Genomic DNA, 14,968 nt, shown 5'->3' on the forward strand with positions numbered 1-14,968 from the left:
GTCCGGCTATCTGCTAGCTCAACCTCACGAACCTGTCCCGCACGGGCACCAAGTCGTAGTGAAAGCCCTGCCAACCTGCCCGGCGCGCGGTGAGGGACAGCGGCTTGCGAGGCTTGAACATCTCAGGAAGCTGGAGATCCGAGGCGAGGTAGTAGATGGCGTGCCGCTTGAAATCCTCACTCACGAGGACAAGGAACAGCGGGAAGTAGATGGACGCGGCCATCCGCTCGCTCTGCGGTCCCCAGGCGGCACCCATGACCGATTTCGGAACCACGTCGATGTCTTTCACACGGCTGGCCTTCACCTGCGCGAGGTAGCCGCAGAAGTCGCATATCACATCAGCGCACTTGAAGTTGGTTGGGAGCCGGACCAGCGAGCCCGTCCGTTTGCACTTCGGACAGCGACATCCCCTCTTTACAATCGTTTCGCCGAGCGCCCCAAGTTCCTGTCGTGCAGTCGCCATTCCCAGCCCCACCATCGTTCATTTGTGAGCGTGGCACGTGGCCGAACGCAATGAAACATAGCGGCCTCTCATGCGCAGATCCTCGGTGCGGTCGGCGGTAAGGTGTTAGCCAGCAGCCGTGACGTGGCCGAGGAGTTCGAGAAGCGGCATGACCACGTGCTGGCTGACATCGACCATTTGATCGAAACGGCTGGTCGCTCAAATCTGAGCGGCCTGTTCATCGAGAACCAAGTCTTCCACGACAAGGCCCGCAAGGAGGTCCGCCACTTCGACATGGACCGGGACGGCTGTGCGCTCCTCGCCATGGGCTTCACCGGGTCCAAGGCTCTCCACTTCAAGCTGGCCTATATCGCCAGCCGCGCCAGCGGCGCTGAGTTCAACCGGACGGAGGGGAACCGCGGGCCGCTGGGCTTCGGTACGGGTTGCGCAATAATGTCGCAGGGTGGGCCGTTTCCAGCATACTACGATGGATACGTATCCATAAATATCCACCTCGTGGCCGCTCATGCCCCCGCACCGTTGCCTAAAGCTGCCGAGGCGGGTTCGCGGGCCTTCTGCCACACGTGGCACGCGTGTGGCGGACGATCCATCAACGGCGTGACTCGATCACCGCCAATCGAGTCACAGCTTTGATTGGACCGGCGGGAGCGCGCGTGGGTAGCTTCGGTCCCATTCAGCAACCCTATGGAACCACCGATGACCACCGAAGCTGCCGCCTACCTCGCCCCGATCCAGATCACGCACAGCGTATATGTCTCGATCCCGTTTGTTGGCGAGGCCTTCGCTTGCTGCGAGAGGCGAGCGCGTGGGCGGTCGTTCTTCGATACGGATCTTGACTTGCCCGGACGGAAGGAAAGTGCCCGTCTGACCGTGTTCATCGGCCGCTGGGAGGTCGTGATGGACCCGCCAGCATGTTTGCGGAGCCGGGCGGCTCTCATGGTATGGCGGTGCACCGCGATGCCTGCGCTGATGCTGGCCAGCTTCGTCCGCGTGATGTCGCGGCTCTAGAGAGCGTTAGCCGTTTAGGCGCTACCGGACGACGTCCCCCCCGAGGCGCGGGCTTCGGGGAACTCCAGCGACCACCATAGCGGGCAGAAGCGTGACAGAGCAGAATAGCCTCGACAGGCTGATGGAGGTTTTCGAGATTCTCCGCGCGGTCGATGGGTTGATGCCGGTTCAGATCGCGCACAGCTTCGTCGCCATCGCTCTGCATGCCCGGATCACGATGGAGCAGCTCGGCTTGCTGGTGGACCTTTCTCAGTCGGCCTGTTCCCGCAATGTCGGCACGCTTGGGCTGGGACGCAGCGGGGAGAGGCGCGGCCACGGCCTCGTTGACGTTGAGCGCGACCCTGAAGACGCGCGCAGGTTCCTCATGGTGCCTAGCGAAAAGGGTCGGCGGATTGCTCGCGAGTTGGCAAAGGCGGTGGGTGGCGATGTGCCCGAGGGCGCCTAGGGGATATGACTTCCGACGCTACCCCGTTCGATCCGCGATGGGATGGTGCATTCATTCCGGACGATCATTGGCACTTCCTGCGACGGCTTCATGAGCGATACGCGGTCGTGCTTGCGCCGGGGGAGTTCAGCGCCGTACTTGCGGCCATCAAGGCGGGGAAGAGCGTCTACTACCGCAAGGCCGACACGACCGTGCATTGGATTGATCCGCCGGGGTCCGTGTGCCGCATCTTTGTCGCCACGAAGCGCGGACGGATCATCACGGTTCTGGCACCCGGCCACGCGAAGGGCGAACGGGCACGGCTGATAAGAGCGAAGCGCGGGGCGCACTAGCGGTCTTGAAAGATGAGGCGCGCGCGGTTCCTTCAGGAGCCCAACCACTCGGTCGTTATAAAACAGGCTAGAGCCCCAGTTCAAAAATTAAACGGCGCCATTGGCTCTCTCAGTCGCCCTAAACAGCGTGCCGAATACCCCCCACCCCAGCAAACGCAGATTTCCTGCGTCCGACCCATGCCAACGGAACTTACAATGCAGAACAACACCGTCTCCCTACGTTTTTCTGGTCCCGGCCATCGGGCCAGCGCGCTGAACATCCCCCTTGCGGAGATCGACGGACAGTCCGCATTCACACCCGCGAATACTCGAATGGGCATTGAGATCGCCCATGACGGGGACGTTATCAGGATGTTCCTGCTGACAGCCGATCCTGAGGGCGAGAACTTTGAACTCGCCTTGTCGATCCCGTTCCCGGCGGCGCTGCTGATGGAGCTTGCCACCCGTCGTCAGGCGACGACTGCTGAGAGGGTGGAAATGGATGCGGCTGACACTTTTGAAGAGCGGCACGACTGCTAGTTCCCTAGCGTCGTCGCGACATGATCGGCGCGGCCCTCGGCATAACAGCCGGGGCCTCGTCTGGACCACCTCGGCCTCGTTCTCGCTGGCGCTATTGGCCCTTCGAGAGAGCTTTCAGGGCATGTTCGGCGTCGTCCTTGGTGAAGCACGCTGGGGCGATACTGGCGGGTACTTTGCGAGACGCTGAGGGGGCTTCGAGGGGCGCGCTCTTTCTGTGGAGTGCGCCCTGAGACCGGCGGGCTTGGCCGATCTGCACTGCCACGAAAGCGACGCCTATCATCCGGGCTAGCTCGATTACCGCCCACATATGGGCCGCCGAATGCCCCCCACCCCAGGATAACCCGCGCGCCAATTTCAGCGGTCGTTCGCCTGTATCCTCCCGTACCTGTTCTTTTCCCTCGTGTAGCGGAGCCACTTATGCCCCGAGCGCACCCCTCTAGCCGCCACCGCTGGTTCGACGATTGGCGCGGCGCTTGCGGCCCAGCTCTTCGCAACCTTGTCACCCACGTCGCCACCGCTATCGACACCCACGAGTTATCAAGCGGCCTCAGGGCGCGGAAGCGGAAGGCCATCGATCATCAGCATCATTCGTTGGCTGTCGAAGTCGTGGTGGCGAACCTCGCCCATGCGGTCCTCATGCCCCCCGAGACCGGCTGGCTCGCTGTTCTCACCGGCAACGGAACGTGCGGCTTCACTCGCTATGACAACCCTGCCTTCGGGAAGCCGTTCAGGACTCTCCTGAGCCGCCTCGGCGACCTCGGGCATCTCACCCTGCGGCCATCTCCAAAACGCGGCGAGGCGTCCTCTCTGGCGCCCACAGAGTCCTTCTCTGCCTTAGTGCGGGATGCCGGGATATCACTGGCGGACTTTGGTCGGCTGGGCGGTGAGGAGGTTGTCCTTCTGGCTCGGACCTCGGTCATCCATCGCCGCGACGAGCGCGTGCATCATCGTGAAATGATCGACTATCTAGACACGGCCGAGACCATCGCCATGCGGCAGGATATACGGGCGCTGACCGGCTTCCTCGCGGCAGCCGACATTGCCTTCATCGACGATGGAGCCGGCCCTGTCGACCCACATGACCGGTCTATGAGGCGCCACTTCGTTATGGCCGAGGATGACCCTCTTTCCCAACGGTTCGACCGTGGCGGGCGGCTCTTCGGTGGCTTCTGGCAGAACCTGAAGCGGGCAAGAAGAGCTGGCATCAGGGTCGACGGCGAACCCGTGACGGTCCTCGATTATTCCGCGATGTTTCCGAGACTGGCCTACGCGGCGGTTGGAGTGCAGCCGCCCGCCGATGACCCCTACGCCATCCCCGGCCTCGAAGGCCACCGCAAGGCAGTGAAGCTGGCTATGAATACGCTCTTCTTTGACCGGTCGGGACGTCGACCCTCATGGCCAGAGGCCGAAGACCCTGATGCAGAGATGCCCCCCACGTGGACCGTGGGGCGCTTCAGGGCAGCGCTACTCGCTCGCCATCCTGCTCTCAGGAACAGCCTCGGGGCCGGCATCGGCCATCGACTCATGAACACCGAAAGCCGGATCATGGCGGGCGTACTGATGGCCTTGATGGCTGAGGGCATCGTTGCCCTGCCGCTGCATGACGGCCTGATGGTGAAGATGCCGAGGGCGCGAGAGGCGGGGATGATGATGGGGATGATCGCCCGTGAGATCACCACGTTCGAACTCCCGGCAGCATGATCAACCACACGCCAAGGACACCCTGAGTTCCCTCCCCCTTCCACTTATAAGACCCATAAGGTCCGATGCTCTCGATTGAGCCGGATTGCCTGCTGAACTGACCCCCTCCGACATCGCCAAGCCGCCCCAACGTGCGCCATCCGTGGCCGCGAACGGCGCCGTCACGTATCCTCGAAAGGAACCTTCCGAACGATGACCGACCTCATCACGACCAACGCCATGCCGCTCCCGACTTCCGCGGCGGCCACCATTGTCGACATCCAGCTTGCCGAGGCACTCGGCTATCAGCGGCCGACTGACATCCGCAAAATGATCAAGCGAAACAGCGCCATCCTCGAAGCCATGGGATCATTGCGCCACAGTGGCGTGATGATCGAAGCGGGCAAAGGCGCTCGCCGTGAAGTCACCGAATACCACCTGAACCGCGCTCAGGCCGCCTTCATCATCGCCAAGTCGGGCACCAAGCAGGCCGATAACCTCGCGGTGAAGATGGCCGAGGTCTTCGCCCTGTTCTCAGAAGGCGGCCTTGTTGCGGCCGATGCAGCGGCAGAAGCGAAGCTCGCGGGTATCGAAGCGCGCGAGACGGAGCGCCGTGGCCTGATTGCCGCCGAAGAGCGCGAAGGGCGGGACGCCGCCTTCGCCATCTTGAAGCGCCGCTGAGGCCGCCCACACCGCCATCGACTTCATATTAGGATAATACGTTCAGCCCGTCTGAACCGACCTCCCGAACCTCCCGAACCTCCAATCAATCCGCCCAACGTGGTGCCCGCACAGCGGCCCGCGACGGCGAAGCTATGTCGAAAGCTCAATGATCATGACAATTCTCCGCCCGACCACCGCCCGCATCCCGCGCCGCCCAGTCATCCACACGACGGACACGGACGGCCGCCCCATCGTCCTTGTTCCATTGTCGAGCGGCGCCCGAGCCAAGCTCTTCCCGCGCCACTATGAGCGCCTCCAGCGCATGGGCATCGGGCGGAACTGGTTCCTGAACGACAATGGTCAGGGCCTCGCCTACGTGCGAGCCAAGGTTCCAACCGCACTAGGCTGGGGGAACAATGCCCAGGTCGCCCGCCTCATCGCCTGCCCGAGCAAGCGCGGTGCCTCCGTGAGCTATCGCGATGGCGACCGCCTCAATCTCCGGCTCGACAACCTTCAGGTGACCGCCTCGAAGGGGCGCGGCAAGGGGCGGGAACAGTTCCTCCCGGATGACGCCGAGCCCGCCCTTGAGGTGGCCGCATGAGCCCCTCAGAAGCAACCGCTGCCGACGATTGGGACCGGCATCCCTTCCGGGGCGCATTCCGCATCGTTGACGCCGACCAGCCCGAACCGAAACTCTGGCTGGCGGCGATCCGCACCGGAGGGCGCACCGTGCGGCTCGGCTGGTTTGCCGATCCATTCCGGGCCGGCATTGCCCATGACCTCGCTTTGTTGAACCTCGGCCTACCACCTGTGAACTTCAGCAACGCTCACTACCGCGCGGTGCCTGCCGAGCATACCGCCACGGGCTTGCGGACTATCCGTGAGCGCCTCGGCTTGGCCGACGAACCGAGCTGCAACCAGCCTTGAAACGACTCTCAGCGGACCTCCCAGCCAGCCGCAGAGCCCATTTTCTCCAGCACGACAGGAACCCTCATGGTCAAACTTCCCGGCCTCACGCCGTTCGCCGAAGATCGCCCGATGGGCGGTCGCCCTGTTAGCCGCAAAGTCCCGCAACAGGACGTGCGCATCCAAGCTCCCGGGCTGCGCCTCGCAGCATCGCCAGTTGACACGTATTCGCGGCCCGCAGCGCCGCAGCGCGATACGCAGCTCGATCAGTTCATTGACGGCTTGTCGACCATCAACCCCGCGCTCCAGCGCTTCGGCTCCGTTCAGCGGGCCATGGACGAGGACACGGCGGAAACCCGTGCGCGACGTCACCAGCTTGAAGCCATATCTCCCGAAGACTATGCCGCCCGCGTCGAAGCCGATCCGGTTCTGAAGTCGGCTATCGGCCGCGCCGCTGCGCAGCGCGTCTCGGGCATGCAGAACTCGACGCTGGCGCTGGCCGATATCCAGAACGCCTACGTCAACGACTTCGACAAGGCGAACGGGGACTTCGACGCCTTCGTGGCTGAGAAGGTCAAGCCCTACCTCGGCGACCCGGCCAACGACCCGTCCTACGTCAAGTCGTTCATGGCCAGCATCGACCCCTCTCTGCGCCAGCTCAGGGCCGGCTATACCGGCTACAAGGCGCAGGAGCAGTATGCTGCGAACCAGCAGACCTTGCAGGACGCCTTCCTGTCCATCGCGCGCAATGGCGCCGCCGCTGGCGCGACCCCTGAGGAGCAGGCCAAGGCCATTTTCAGGGAGTTCTATGGCAATAAGCGTCTCCTCGGCATGTCCTTTCAGGACCAAGGGAAGGCGGCTGTTCAGCTCGCCGCGACGCTGGCTGAAGAGGGCAACTATGACCTCGTCACGGCGCTCGCCACGATGGACCGAACGGGCGCCGATGGTGCCAAGCTCGGCAAGCTCCTCGACGACAATCAGGTCGGCGGCGACATGGCCAAGGCCGTCCTCCGCGCCAAGGCGATCCGGGACGGCAAGAACCAAGAGGGCGGCATAGACACCCGCCAGTCCCTATTCGACAAGTTCACGCAGGGGCAGGCCAACGATGCCGATGAAGCGGCCCTGAGGCAGCTCGTGAAGGACAAGCCGGGCCTCGTCTCCGAGGGATGGGCGAACGGGATGATCTCCCAGAACCGCAACGAGCGCGAGCGGCTCAAGGCAGCGGCCCAGAAGGCTGCCGCCAAGGACGCCCTCGCGGTGCAGTTCGAGAACCAGGAAGCGGCCCTGACGAACGATGGTATCGAGGCGATGAAATCGGGGAAGCTGTTTAGCCTTGGCCCTAAGGTGGTCATCGACAAGGAGGGCAACGAGAAGACAATTCTCGAGGATGACGTGCGCCAGCGCGCCGTTGATGATTATGCCGTCCGCTCGGCCGCTGTTGCCAAGGAGAAGGGCGAGACGCGGGAACAGACGATCCTCCGAGACTTGCCCATCTATGCCGCCAATGGCGTGCCACCGAAGAGCTGGAGGAGCACCATGGAACGCGGCGTCAACGCCTTGTCGACGCCAGCCGTTCTCGGCGGGGAAATCCCCCAGCAGACGGTTGAAGCCTATTCCCTCTTCAAGCTGCTCCGCACCAACAAGTCTCAGCTTCTGCGCGACCTCCTGCCCAAGGACAAGGCGGACGTATTTGAGACGGCGCGGATCAGCGAGGAGGAACTCGGGATGGACCCGACGAAGGCGCTCTTGGATGCGGTCGACCAGAACGCCGACCCGGCCGGCAGGCCCAACCCGGCGGCTCAGGTCAGCCTTGCTGAAGTCCGCAAGGCCGCAGACACCGGGTCCATGTGGAACTCCATCAAGGGCGTCTTTGGAGGCGGTGTCGAAAGCCTCAACGAGTCGGTCCTTGTCGGGGCCATTCAGAGGCGCGCTGAGGTCATCGCGGGTCGGGGCGTGAACGCAGACAAGGCCATTGAGCTGGCCGCTGAACGTGTCAGGAGCACGCATGTCAATGTGAACGGCTGGTGGATCGATGCCAGCGACAAGCGGCTGCCGCCGAACTTCCCCGACCTCGCGACCGAGATGATCCGGGAGTATGTCGAGAAACACGGCAAGACCGAAGGCATCGAGACCAGCGACCTGACCGTGTTCACGGCTGGCAATGGCGGCAACGCATGGCGCATCGTCGTGAAGGCAGGAGGGTGGCCCGTCGACAACCGCGCGGACAGCGTCTTCACCTCAGACGACCTGATGGCGGCGAACGAGAACCGTATCGCCGAGATCAATCGGATGAAGGCCGAGGACGCGGCCAACGCTGCCAGCACCGCCTATGAGCCGTGGTTCCAGCTCGGGAACCCCGATGGACCCGCAGACATCCACCTCGGGCCGTTCCTCCCGAAGAACTGGCGTGATCCTGCGGTGCAGGAACAGCTCCGTCAGGGGCGTCGCGAGAAGGGCGAGAAGCAACGTGCTGCAGTGGAAGCCTTGGGTTCCGCGCTGGCCAGCGGCGCGCAGGCAGTGACCGAGGCGGCAAAGCAGGGTGCAGCCGATGCCGTCGCACCGATGGTGGACGCGATCAAGAACCGAAAGGAGAAGCGCCGCGCCAAGAGCCAGAGCTGGCGGGCCCAGCAGCAGACGACGGAGCCCGCTGCTGACCAGTCACTTGAGGAAGCCCGTGGCCAGCTTGATCAGGCGAAGGCGCGGCTGCTGAAGAACGCTGAAGGGGCCGTCAAGTCCGGCGCGGACCCGAAGGTCGTCGCGGAAGGCCTCCGCAAGGCGGGGATCGACGAACGGCTTTGGCCGAAATAGGGGCGGCGGCTTACGGCAACACGAAACGCTCTCCCGGCTCTCGCTGGGGGAGCCCGCAACTGGCACCCCTTAGCCAGTGCCGAACAGCGGACCCGCTTCGCCAGAGCCATCGCCACGCCGCTTCGCCTCGCGCTCAGCCAAGATATCCCACCAGATTTCATAGGTGGTCGTTATCATCTGATCGAGTGCCTCGAAATCGTATAGTTCCACATCAGTGTTGACATGAAGCTCAGCCTGCCGAGAGCCATCAGCACGTTTCGGCACCTGCATGATGCCCAGCGTGACCTCGGTGAAATCGGGGTCGGCGAGCCTGATGCGTTGATGCATCACAGAAAACACGAATCGCCGAGAACGCGCGTCCAGTGCGGATGACTTACGAGGGTCGATATGGACAACGGATGGCCGACCATCGATTGATACCACTGCTTGCGACCAGTACCGAAGCTTTGCGAATACTCCGACTGTCAACGGGAAAAACTCTTCGCGGCGCCCGTGGACAGAGTGCTTCTCCGAGAATTGATAGAGCGCGCGTCCGACCGCCAAGTTGGCCGCAATCTCGTCCTCGCCCCGCCTGCAATTACGCTCGATTTCACGGGCAATAATCTGCCATGCAGGACGTGCCGTCGCCCCTAACATGATTGTCGAGATGTTGAGGATATCTCCCGAGACACCTCTAACTGATCCATAGGAGTACGGGGAGAAACTGACCTTAAGATGTTCTAGTTCAGACCGTTGACGATCCCACGGAAGGACCGTGATCCTAGCCAGGTCCGTTTCCGGAATAGGGCGCTTCTTCATCAGGCTCTCCGAAGGCCGGAATTAGTCCGATACTCACTTTATGATATCTAAACCGCGCACGGATCACGTCATCTGGTATTCGCATGCCGAGCGATCCACCAGATTTAGCACGAGTGACAACAAAGTGCCATGGCGCGTCTGTAGCATGCGAGATTTCAACTAGACGGCCGGGGGTCATCGTCCGGTAGGTCAATAGCACCTGCCGAACGCGTACGAGGGCGTCGGTACTATTCAGATGCGGCAACGGAGACATCGTGCCCGACATGGGATCGCGCCGCCCAGCGAGAAAGTCGATTGGGTGTGCACCCGCCGCCTTGAAGGCTTGATAGGCTCCGGGGTGAACGGGGCCGTACTGCCACGCTTCGAAGTACCCTGACACAAGCGGCTCGCCAGTTTCCACGAGATTGAGACCGTGGGCAAAATAAAGCAGCTTCTGCAACGCAAGATTGGTGACAGGTTTCTGCAACTCCCTCGCTTGCTCAAGGAAGAGGTTGCAGACCATTCGAGCGTCGACGGCGCATCCGCTCATGTCAGCCTCTATCGGTATGAAGGGCAGCGTATAGTGATTTGCTTGGCAGATCACCCTACCTCACGCCCCGTCTATGGGGTACGCGACATGGGTACGCATTGGGGTACGCACCGAAAGCGGCGACTCAATCAAGTCATTGATTTTATTGATCTAAACAGGAATTGATCGAACTTGGTGGAGCCGAGGGGAATCGAACCCCTGACCTCTGCAGTGCGATTGCAGCGCTCTCCCATCTGAGCTACGGCCCCGTCGCTGAGCGACGGGGCCTTGTAGGGCGCGGCGGGCGGCGCTGTCAAGCGTCGCCGGCGGGAGGGCGTGGGTTGCGGCTGGGGCAGTCGACAGCTACATGAGGGGGCGGCCCAGAACCTTCGCTCCGCCTCATTCGGGAAACCAATGCGCGCCATCCTCGACGTCGTCATGATCGCCCTGAACCTCTACTGGTATGTCATCATCGCCAGTGCGATCTTCAGCTGGCTGTTCGCCTTCGGCGTGGTCAATCCGCGCAATCAGGTCGTTTCGGCGATCGGCAGCTTTCTTTATCAGGCGACCGAGCCGGTGCTGCGGCCGATACGGCGCGTCGTGCCGACGCTCGGCGCCATCGACATATCGCCCGTCGTCCTGCTGCTCGGCATCATCCTGATCCAGCAGGTGATCATCCTCTACGTCTATCCAAACGTGTTTTGAGCGGGGCCGCCTTCGCCAGAGCCGAGGCGGGCGGCATCCTTCTCGACATCCGCCTGACCCCGCGCGGCGGCCGCGACACGCTCGACGGCATCGCGACTCTTGCCGATGGGCGGATCGTTCTCCTGGCGCGCGTGCGGGCCGTGCCGGAGAAGGGCGCTGCCAACACCGCACTGGCGACCCTCGTCGCCGACCAGTTCGGCCTTCCGAAATCCAGTGTCAGCGTCGTCAGCGGCCATACCGCGCGGCTGAAGACGTTGCGGATTGCGGGCGAACCGGCCGTGCTTCTGGCGCGCGCGGCCGAACTTCCGCCTGAACGCGAGGTTCAGTGGCTGTAGAGGCCGCGCAATGTGCCTTCCGGCCAGTGAATATCGTCGATGCGCCACCCGGCTGGCGTCTCGACCAGAAGAAGATCGATTGCCTTCGGTTCGCCGGAATTGCTGAAGCGGGCATGGCCCATCAGCCGTCCGCCCCCTGCATCCGACACCGTCAGCGCGATGTCGCCGATGTCGCCATCTTGCGCGTCGATGAACGGATCGGCGTCGAGATTGGGCACCTCCCCGTCCGCGGCGGCGCGCGCGTCATCATCCGAAATCATGCCGGCCAGCTCCGGCGTGAAGAAATTCTGCAGAACGGCGTCGTCGCTGCGGTCGATGCCGGCGCCGTTGTTGCGATAGGTGCTGTAGATCGTCTCAAGGAAGGCCAATGCGGCGGCAGAAGGGTCGTCCTCCGCCCGCGCCGCTGATGGCAGCCCGGCGGCGAGCAGGGCGCCCGCCGCCAGGATGAAACCGCGACGATGAAGCAGAGCGACGGTCGCGGACGACATCCTCAGCCCTTCTTGGCGCGTTCAATGGCGTCGAGGATCAGTTGCTCGGCCTCGGCCTTATCGCCCCAGCCCGAAATCTCGACCCACTTGTCCTTCTCGAGATCCTTGTAGTGCTGGAAGAAATGCTCGATCTGGCGCAGCGTGATCTCCGGCAGATCCTTGTAGCTCTCGATCTTCTCATACCGACGCGTGAGCTTGGTCGAGGGAACAGCGATGACCTTCTCGTCCTCGCCACCCTCGTCGCGCATGCGCAGCACGCCGACCGGGCGGCAATTCATGATCGCGCCGGGGATGATCGCGCGCTGATTGGTGACAAGCACGTCGATCGGATCGCCGTCGCCGCAGAGCGTGTGCGGCACGAAGCCGTAATTGCCCGGATAGCGCATCGGCGTGTAGAGGAAGCGGTCGACATAGAGCGCGCCGGCCTCCTTATCCATTTCGTACTTGATCGGCTCGCCGCCCACCGGCACCTCGATGATCACGTTGATGTCGTGCGGAGGATTCTTGCCGATCGGCACTGCGTCGATGCGCATGGAAACATCCCTGGTGCGGAGTTGAGGGCACGGATCGCGAAGGCGCCCTGGAAAGGGCCGCCAAGCGATCCGCTGATCGCGACCCGCTCATAAGCGGACGGCCGTCCGCCCGCAAGGCCGATCTCGCGATTGCGTCAGCCGCGTGCGAATGCGAAGGCGACCTTGGCCAGCGTCACGTCGCCGAAGCGCTCGCTGCCGCGGGCGATCTTGCGGCCGCCGGCATTCTTGTAGAAGCGGCAGGCACCCTCATTGTCGGCGAGCGCCCAGACGACGGCCGAATCGAAGCCGTGCCGCACCAGTTCGCGCCGCGCCGCGAGGAACAGCCGCGTACCGAGGCCGACGCCCTGATATTCGGGACGGAGATAGATTTCGTAGATCTCGCCGCGCTGGACGAGATTGCGGGCACGATTGGGGCCATAGGTCGCATAGCCGGCGATGGTACCGCCCGCCTCGAGCACGAGAATCCCGGTGCCCCGGCGGATGGCCCTGCCCCACCAGGTCTGGCCGCGTCGCGCGATCATCCGGCTCAGCTCGCGCGCCGGAATCAAACCGTCATATGCCTGGCGCCAAGCGCTGTCATGAACCGCGGTGATTGCCACCGCGTCACTCGCTTCAGCCCGGCGGACACCGATCGACAGAGTGCTCATGTCGATGAGGATAGGTCGGGTTTAGCGGAGGGGAAAGCCCTTTTTCACGCGGGCTGTCGCATCAGCGACAGGGAAATGACATCCCTGCCGCAATGCGGTCGACGCGCCGGATAAAAGGCGCGTCGCTTGGCTCAGGCGGTCGCCTTGCTCGAACGGTCGGCGCGCTTGCGCTCGGTCGGATCGAGGATCGTCTTGCGCAGACGGATCGACTTCGGAGTCACCTCGACGAGCTCGTCGTCCGAAATCCAGGACAGCGAACGCTCCAGCGTCATGCGGATCGGCGGCGTCAGGCGGACCGCCTCGTCCTTGCCCGCCGAGCGGACGTTGGACAGCTTCTTGCCCTTGAGCACGTTCACTTCGAGATCGTTGTCGCGCGTGTGCTCGCCGACGATCATGCCCTCATAGACCTTCCAGCCGGGCTCGATCATCATCGGGCCACGATCTTCGAGGTTCCAGAGGGCGAAAGCGACGGCCTCGCCGGATTCGTTGGCGATCAGCACGCCATTGCGGCGGCCGGCGATCACGCCCTTGTAGGGCTGATAGGAATGGAACAGACGGTTCATGATCGCCGTGCCGCGCGTGTCGGTCAGCAATTCGCCCTGATAGCCGATGAGGCCGCGGGTCGGAGCGCGGAAGACGAGGCGCAGGCGATCGCCGCCCGAGGGGCGCATCTCGATCATCTCGGCCTTGCGCTCGGCCATCTTCTGCACGACGACGCCGGAATGCTCCTCGTCAACGTCGATGATGACCTCTTCGATCGGCTCCTCGATCTGGCCGTTCTCGTCCTTCTGGAAGACGACGCGCGGCCGGGAAACGCCGAGTTCATAACCCTCGCGGCGCATATTCTCGATCAGGATCGCGAGCAGGAGCTCGCCGCGGCCCGAAACGATGAAAGCGTCCTTGCCCGAGGATTCCTCGATCTTCAGCGCCACATTACCCTCGGCCTCCTTGAAGAGGCGGTCGCGGATCATGCGGCTCGTCACCTTGTCGCCTTCTGTGCCGGCGAGCGGGCTGTCATTGACCATGAAGGTCATCGACACGGTCGGCGGATCGATCGGCTGCGCCTTGATGGCCTCTGTAATCGTGGGATCGCAGAACGTGTCGGCGACGGTGCCCTTGGTCATGCCGGCAATGGCGACGATGTCGCCCGGCACGCCTTCTTCGATCGGCTGGCGCTCGATGCCGCGGAAGGCCAGGATCTTGGAAACGCGGAAATTCTCGACCGTCGAGCCGTCCTGCGACAGCACCTTCAGCATCTGGGTCGGCTTGACCGTGCCCGAGGTGATACGCCCGGTGATGAGGCGTCCGAGATAGGGATTGGCCTCGAGTAGCGTCCCGAGCATGCGGAACGGACCCTCTTCCACATGCGGCTCCGGCACGTGCTCGAGCACGAGATCGAACAGCGGCGCCATGCCAGCGTCATGCGAAGCGTCGGGCGCGCGGCCCATCCAGCCCTGCTTGGCCGAACCGTAGAGGATCGGGAAATCGAGCTGCTCGTCGGTCGCGTCGAGCGCGGCGAAGAGGTCGAACACCTCGTTCACGACTTCCTCGATGCGCGCATCGGGCTTATCGACCTTATTGATCGCGACGATCGGCTTCAGGCCGACCTTGAGCGCCTTGCCGACCACGAATTTGGTCTGCGGCATCGGGCCCTCGGCGGCGTCGACGAGCACGATCACGCCATCGACCATGTTCAGGATGCGCTCGACCTCGCCGCCGAAATCGGCGTGGCCCGGCGTATCGACGATGTTGATGCGCGTGTCCTTCCAGACGATCGAGGTCGCCTTGGCCAGGATGGTGATGCCACGCTCCTTCTCGATGTCATTCGAGTCCATCACGCGCTCGGCGACGCGCTGGTTGTCGCGGAAGGAGCCCGACTGCTGCAGCAGCTTGTCGACGAGCGTGGTCTTGCCATGATCGACGTGCGCGATGATGGCGATGTTGCGAAGTGACATTTCTCAATCCAAAAAGGCAGCGACACCCCGGGCGGCGTCCTCGGCGCTATGCCCTTGGACGCGACCGAGGGTGCAACAACGCCACCGGGCCATTTTGCGGCGCAAAATGCTTGAAACGGCCCGAAAACGCAACCTCGATCGAGAAATCGTCCGAACTGCGACGATCGGCGCATGG

At 63.2% G+C, this 14,968-nt stretch carries 19 protein-coding genes and 1 tRNA gene; 12 read left to right on the forward strand and 8 right to left on the reverse strand.

Translation table 11 applies throughout. From position 1 onward, the window contains the following. Positions 1–13 precede the first annotated feature (13 nt). A complete protein-coding gene (locus tag BUB39_RS18560; RefSeq protein ID WP_073056905.1) occupies positions 14–463 on the reverse strand; it encodes a DpnI domain-containing protein in 450 nt (149 codons plus the stop codon). A gap of 102 nt (positions 464–565) precedes the next feature. On the opposite strand from BUB39_RS18560, the gene BUB39_RS18565 reads away from it, so the two are divergent. From BUB39_RS18565 to BUB39_RS18610, 10 genes are all read left to right on the forward strand, one after another. After that, entirely contained in the window at positions 566–1,096 is a 531-nt protein-coding gene (locus tag BUB39_RS18565; RefSeq protein ID WP_280174670.1) for a Rha family transcriptional regulator, read from the forward strand. A gap of 63 nt (positions 1,097–1,159) precedes the next feature. After that, on the forward strand, positions 1,160–1,471 hold the full coding sequence (locus BUB39_RS18570; protein ID WP_073056431.1) for a hypothetical protein: 312 nt from the start codon (positions 1,160–1,162) through the stop codon (positions 1,469–1,471). Between the two features lie 91 nt (positions 1,472–1,562). Then, complete coding sequence (locus BUB39_RS18575; protein ID WP_073056433.1) at positions 1,563–1,916, forward strand: helix-turn-helix domain-containing protein; 354 nt, start codon at positions 1,563–1,565, stop codon at positions 1,914–1,916. Between the two features lie 5 nt (positions 1,917–1,921). Next, positions 1,922–2,248, forward strand: coding sequence for a hypothetical protein (locus BUB39_RS18580; protein WP_073056446.1), 327 nt, complete (start codon positions 1,922–1,924; stop codon positions 2,246–2,248). Positions 2,249–2,443: 195 nt separating this feature from the next. Further along, a complete protein-coding gene (locus tag BUB39_RS18585; RefSeq protein WP_073056448.1) occupies positions 2,444–2,767 on the forward strand; it encodes a hypothetical protein in 324 nt (107 codons plus the stop codon). 591 nt (positions 2,768–3,358) lie between these two features. Continuing rightward, the gene (locus BUB39_RS18590; protein WP_139251535.1) at positions 3,359–4,468 is read left to right on the forward strand and encodes a hypothetical protein; all 1,110 of its coding nucleotides are present in this window, start codon (positions 3,359–3,361) and stop codon (positions 4,466–4,468) included. Positions 4,469–4,660: 192 nt separating this feature from the next. Beyond that, the gene (locus BUB39_RS18595; protein WP_073056452.1) at positions 4,661–5,128 is read left to right on the forward strand and encodes a hypothetical protein; all 468 of its coding nucleotides are present in this window, start codon (positions 4,661–4,663) and stop codon (positions 5,126–5,128) included. Between the two features lie 148 nt (positions 5,129–5,276). Next, positions 5,277–5,711, forward strand: coding sequence for a hypothetical protein (locus tag BUB39_RS18600; RefSeq protein WP_073056454.1), 435 nt, complete (start codon positions 5,277–5,279; stop codon positions 5,709–5,711). Continuing rightward, positions 5,708–6,037, forward strand: coding sequence for a hypothetical protein (locus BUB39_RS18605; RefSeq protein WP_073056456.1), 330 nt, complete (start codon positions 5,708–5,710; stop codon positions 6,035–6,037). The genes BUB39_RS18600 and BUB39_RS18605 overlap by 4 nt, the downstream gene beginning before the upstream one ends. Positions 6,038–6,103: 66 nt before the next feature. Continuing rightward, on the forward strand, positions 6,104–8,824 hold the full coding sequence (locus BUB39_RS18610) for a hypothetical protein (RefSeq protein WP_073056458.1): 2,721 nt from the start codon (positions 6,104–6,106) through the stop codon (positions 8,822–8,824). Positions 8,825–8,893: 69 nt separating this feature from the next. Here the strand turns inward: BUB39_RS18610 and socB are convergent, their stop codons facing one another. The 3 genes from socB to BUB39_RS18625 all read right to left on the reverse strand — a co-directional run bounded on the left by socB (position 8,894) and on the right by BUB39_RS18625 (position 10,399). Then, complete coding sequence (socB, locus tag BUB39_RS25265; RefSeq protein WP_073056460.1) at positions 8,894–9,622, reverse strand: type VI toxin-antitoxin system SocB family DNA replication inhibitor toxin; 729 nt, start codon at positions 9,620–9,622, stop codon at positions 8,894–8,896. Further along, positions 9,585–10,151: a type VI toxin-antitoxin system SocA family antitoxin gene (gene socA / locus BUB39_RS18620; RefSeq protein WP_073056462.1), complete on the reverse strand. Its 567-nt coding sequence runs from the start codon at positions 10,149–10,151 to the stop codon at positions 9,585–9,587. Before socA ends, socB begins: the two co-directional genes overlap by 38 nt. A gap of 172 nt (positions 10,152–10,323) precedes the next feature. After that, positions 10,324–10,399 (reverse strand) — tRNA-Ala (locus tag BUB39_RS18625). 145 nt (positions 10,400–10,544) lie between these two features. Between BUB39_RS18625 and BUB39_RS18630 the strand changes: the two genes are divergently transcribed. Together BUB39_RS18630 and BUB39_RS18635 are read left to right on the forward strand one after the other, a co-directional pair. Continuing rightward, positions 10,545–10,835: a YggT family protein gene (locus BUB39_RS18630; protein WP_073056464.1), complete on the forward strand. Its 291-nt coding sequence runs from the start codon at positions 10,545–10,547 to the stop codon at positions 10,833–10,835. After that, positions 10,832–11,170 (forward strand): DUF167 family protein, encoded by a 339-nt coding sequence (locus BUB39_RS18635; protein ID WP_073056466.1) that lies wholly within the window; start codon positions 10,832–10,834, stop codon positions 11,168–11,170. The genes BUB39_RS18630 and BUB39_RS18635 overlap by 4 nt, the downstream gene beginning before the upstream one ends. Here BUB39_RS18635 and BUB39_RS18640 read toward each other — a convergent pair. From BUB39_RS18640 to typA, 4 genes are all read right to left on the reverse strand, one after another. After that, positions 11,158–11,658: a YqhG/Tai3 family protein gene (locus BUB39_RS18640; RefSeq protein ID WP_073056468.1), complete on the reverse strand. Its 501-nt coding sequence runs from the start codon at positions 11,656–11,658 to the stop codon at positions 11,158–11,160. The two genes, BUB39_RS18635 and BUB39_RS18640, sit on opposite strands and share 13 nt — an antisense overlap. A gap of 2 nt (positions 11,659–11,660) precedes the next feature. After that, positions 11,661–12,191 carry an inorganic diphosphatase gene (gene ppa, locus BUB39_RS18645; protein ID WP_073056470.1) on the reverse strand — a complete coding sequence of 177 codons (531 nt, stop codon included), beginning with the start codon at positions 12,189–12,191 and terminating at the stop codon, positions 11,661–11,663. A gap of 134 nt (positions 12,192–12,325) precedes the next feature. Then, positions 12,326–12,838, reverse strand: coding sequence for a GNAT family N-acetyltransferase (locus BUB39_RS18650; RefSeq protein WP_073056472.1), 513 nt, complete (start codon positions 12,836–12,838; stop codon positions 12,326–12,328). Between the two features lie 131 nt (positions 12,839–12,969). Next, entirely contained in the window at positions 12,970–14,793 is a 1,824-nt protein-coding gene (typA, locus tag BUB39_RS18655) for a translational GTPase TypA (RefSeq protein ID WP_073056474.1), read from the reverse strand. Between the last annotated feature and the right edge of the window lie 175 nt (positions 14,794–14,968).

It is taken from the genome of Kaistia soli DSM 19436, assembly GCF_900129325.1.
In the GTDB taxonomy this organism is placed as follows: domain Bacteria; phylum Pseudomonadota; class Alphaproteobacteria; order Rhizobiales; family Kaistiaceae; genus Kaistia; species Kaistia soli.

Coding starts and splice junctions, on each gene's coding strand:
- BUB39_RS18595 (WP_073056452.1), top strand. CDS start 4,661: ATGACCGACCTCATCACGACCAACGCCATGCCGCTCCCGACTTCCGCG.
- BUB39_RS18605 (WP_073056456.1), top strand. CDS start 5,708: ATGAGCCCCTCAGAAGCAACCGCTGCCGACGATTGGGACCGGCATCCC.
- BUB39_RS18610 (WP_073056458.1), top strand. CDS start 6,104: ATGGTCAAACTTCCCGGCCTCACGCCGTTCGCCGAAGATCGCCCGATG.
- BUB39_RS18600 (WP_073056454.1), top strand. CDS start 5,277: ATGATCATGACAATTCTCCGCCCGACCACCGCCCGCATCCCGCGCCGC.
- typA (WP_073056474.1), bottom strand. CDS start 14,793: ATGTCACTTCGCAACATCGCCATCATCGCGCACGTCGATCATGGCAAG.
- BUB39_RS18570 (WP_073056431.1), top strand. CDS start 1,160: ATGACCACCGAAGCTGCCGCCTACCTCGCCCCGATCCAGATCACGCAC.
- BUB39_RS18580 (WP_073056446.1), top strand. CDS start 1,922: ATGACTTCCGACGCTACCCCGTTCGATCCGCGATGGGATGGTGCATTC.
- socA (WP_073056462.1), bottom strand. CDS start 10,151: ATGAGCGGATGCGCCGTCGACGCTCGAATGGTCTGCAACCTCTTCCTT.
- socB (WP_073056460.1), bottom strand. CDS start 9,622: ATGAAGAAGCGCCCTATTCCGGAAACGGACCTGGCTAGGATCACGGTC.
- BUB39_RS18640 (WP_073056468.1), bottom strand. CDS start 11,658: ATGTCGTCCGCGACCGTCGCTCTGCTTCATCGTCGCGGTTTCATCCTG.
- BUB39_RS18630 (WP_073056464.1), top strand. CDS start 10,545: ATGCGCGCCATCCTCGACGTCGTCATGATCGCCCTGAACCTCTACTGG.
- BUB39_RS18650 (WP_073056472.1), bottom strand. CDS start 12,838: ATGAGCACTCTGTCGATCGGTGTCCGCCGGGCTGAAGCGAGTGACGCG.
- BUB39_RS18560 (WP_073056905.1), bottom strand. CDS start 463: ATGGCGACTGCACGACAGGAACTTGGGGCGCTCGGCGAAACGATTGTA.
- ppa (WP_073056470.1), bottom strand. CDS start 12,191: ATGCGCATCGACGCAGTGCCGATCGGCAAGAATCCTCCGCACGACATC.
- BUB39_RS18585 (WP_073056448.1), top strand. CDS start 2,444: ATGCAGAACAACACCGTCTCCCTACGTTTTTCTGGTCCCGGCCATCGG.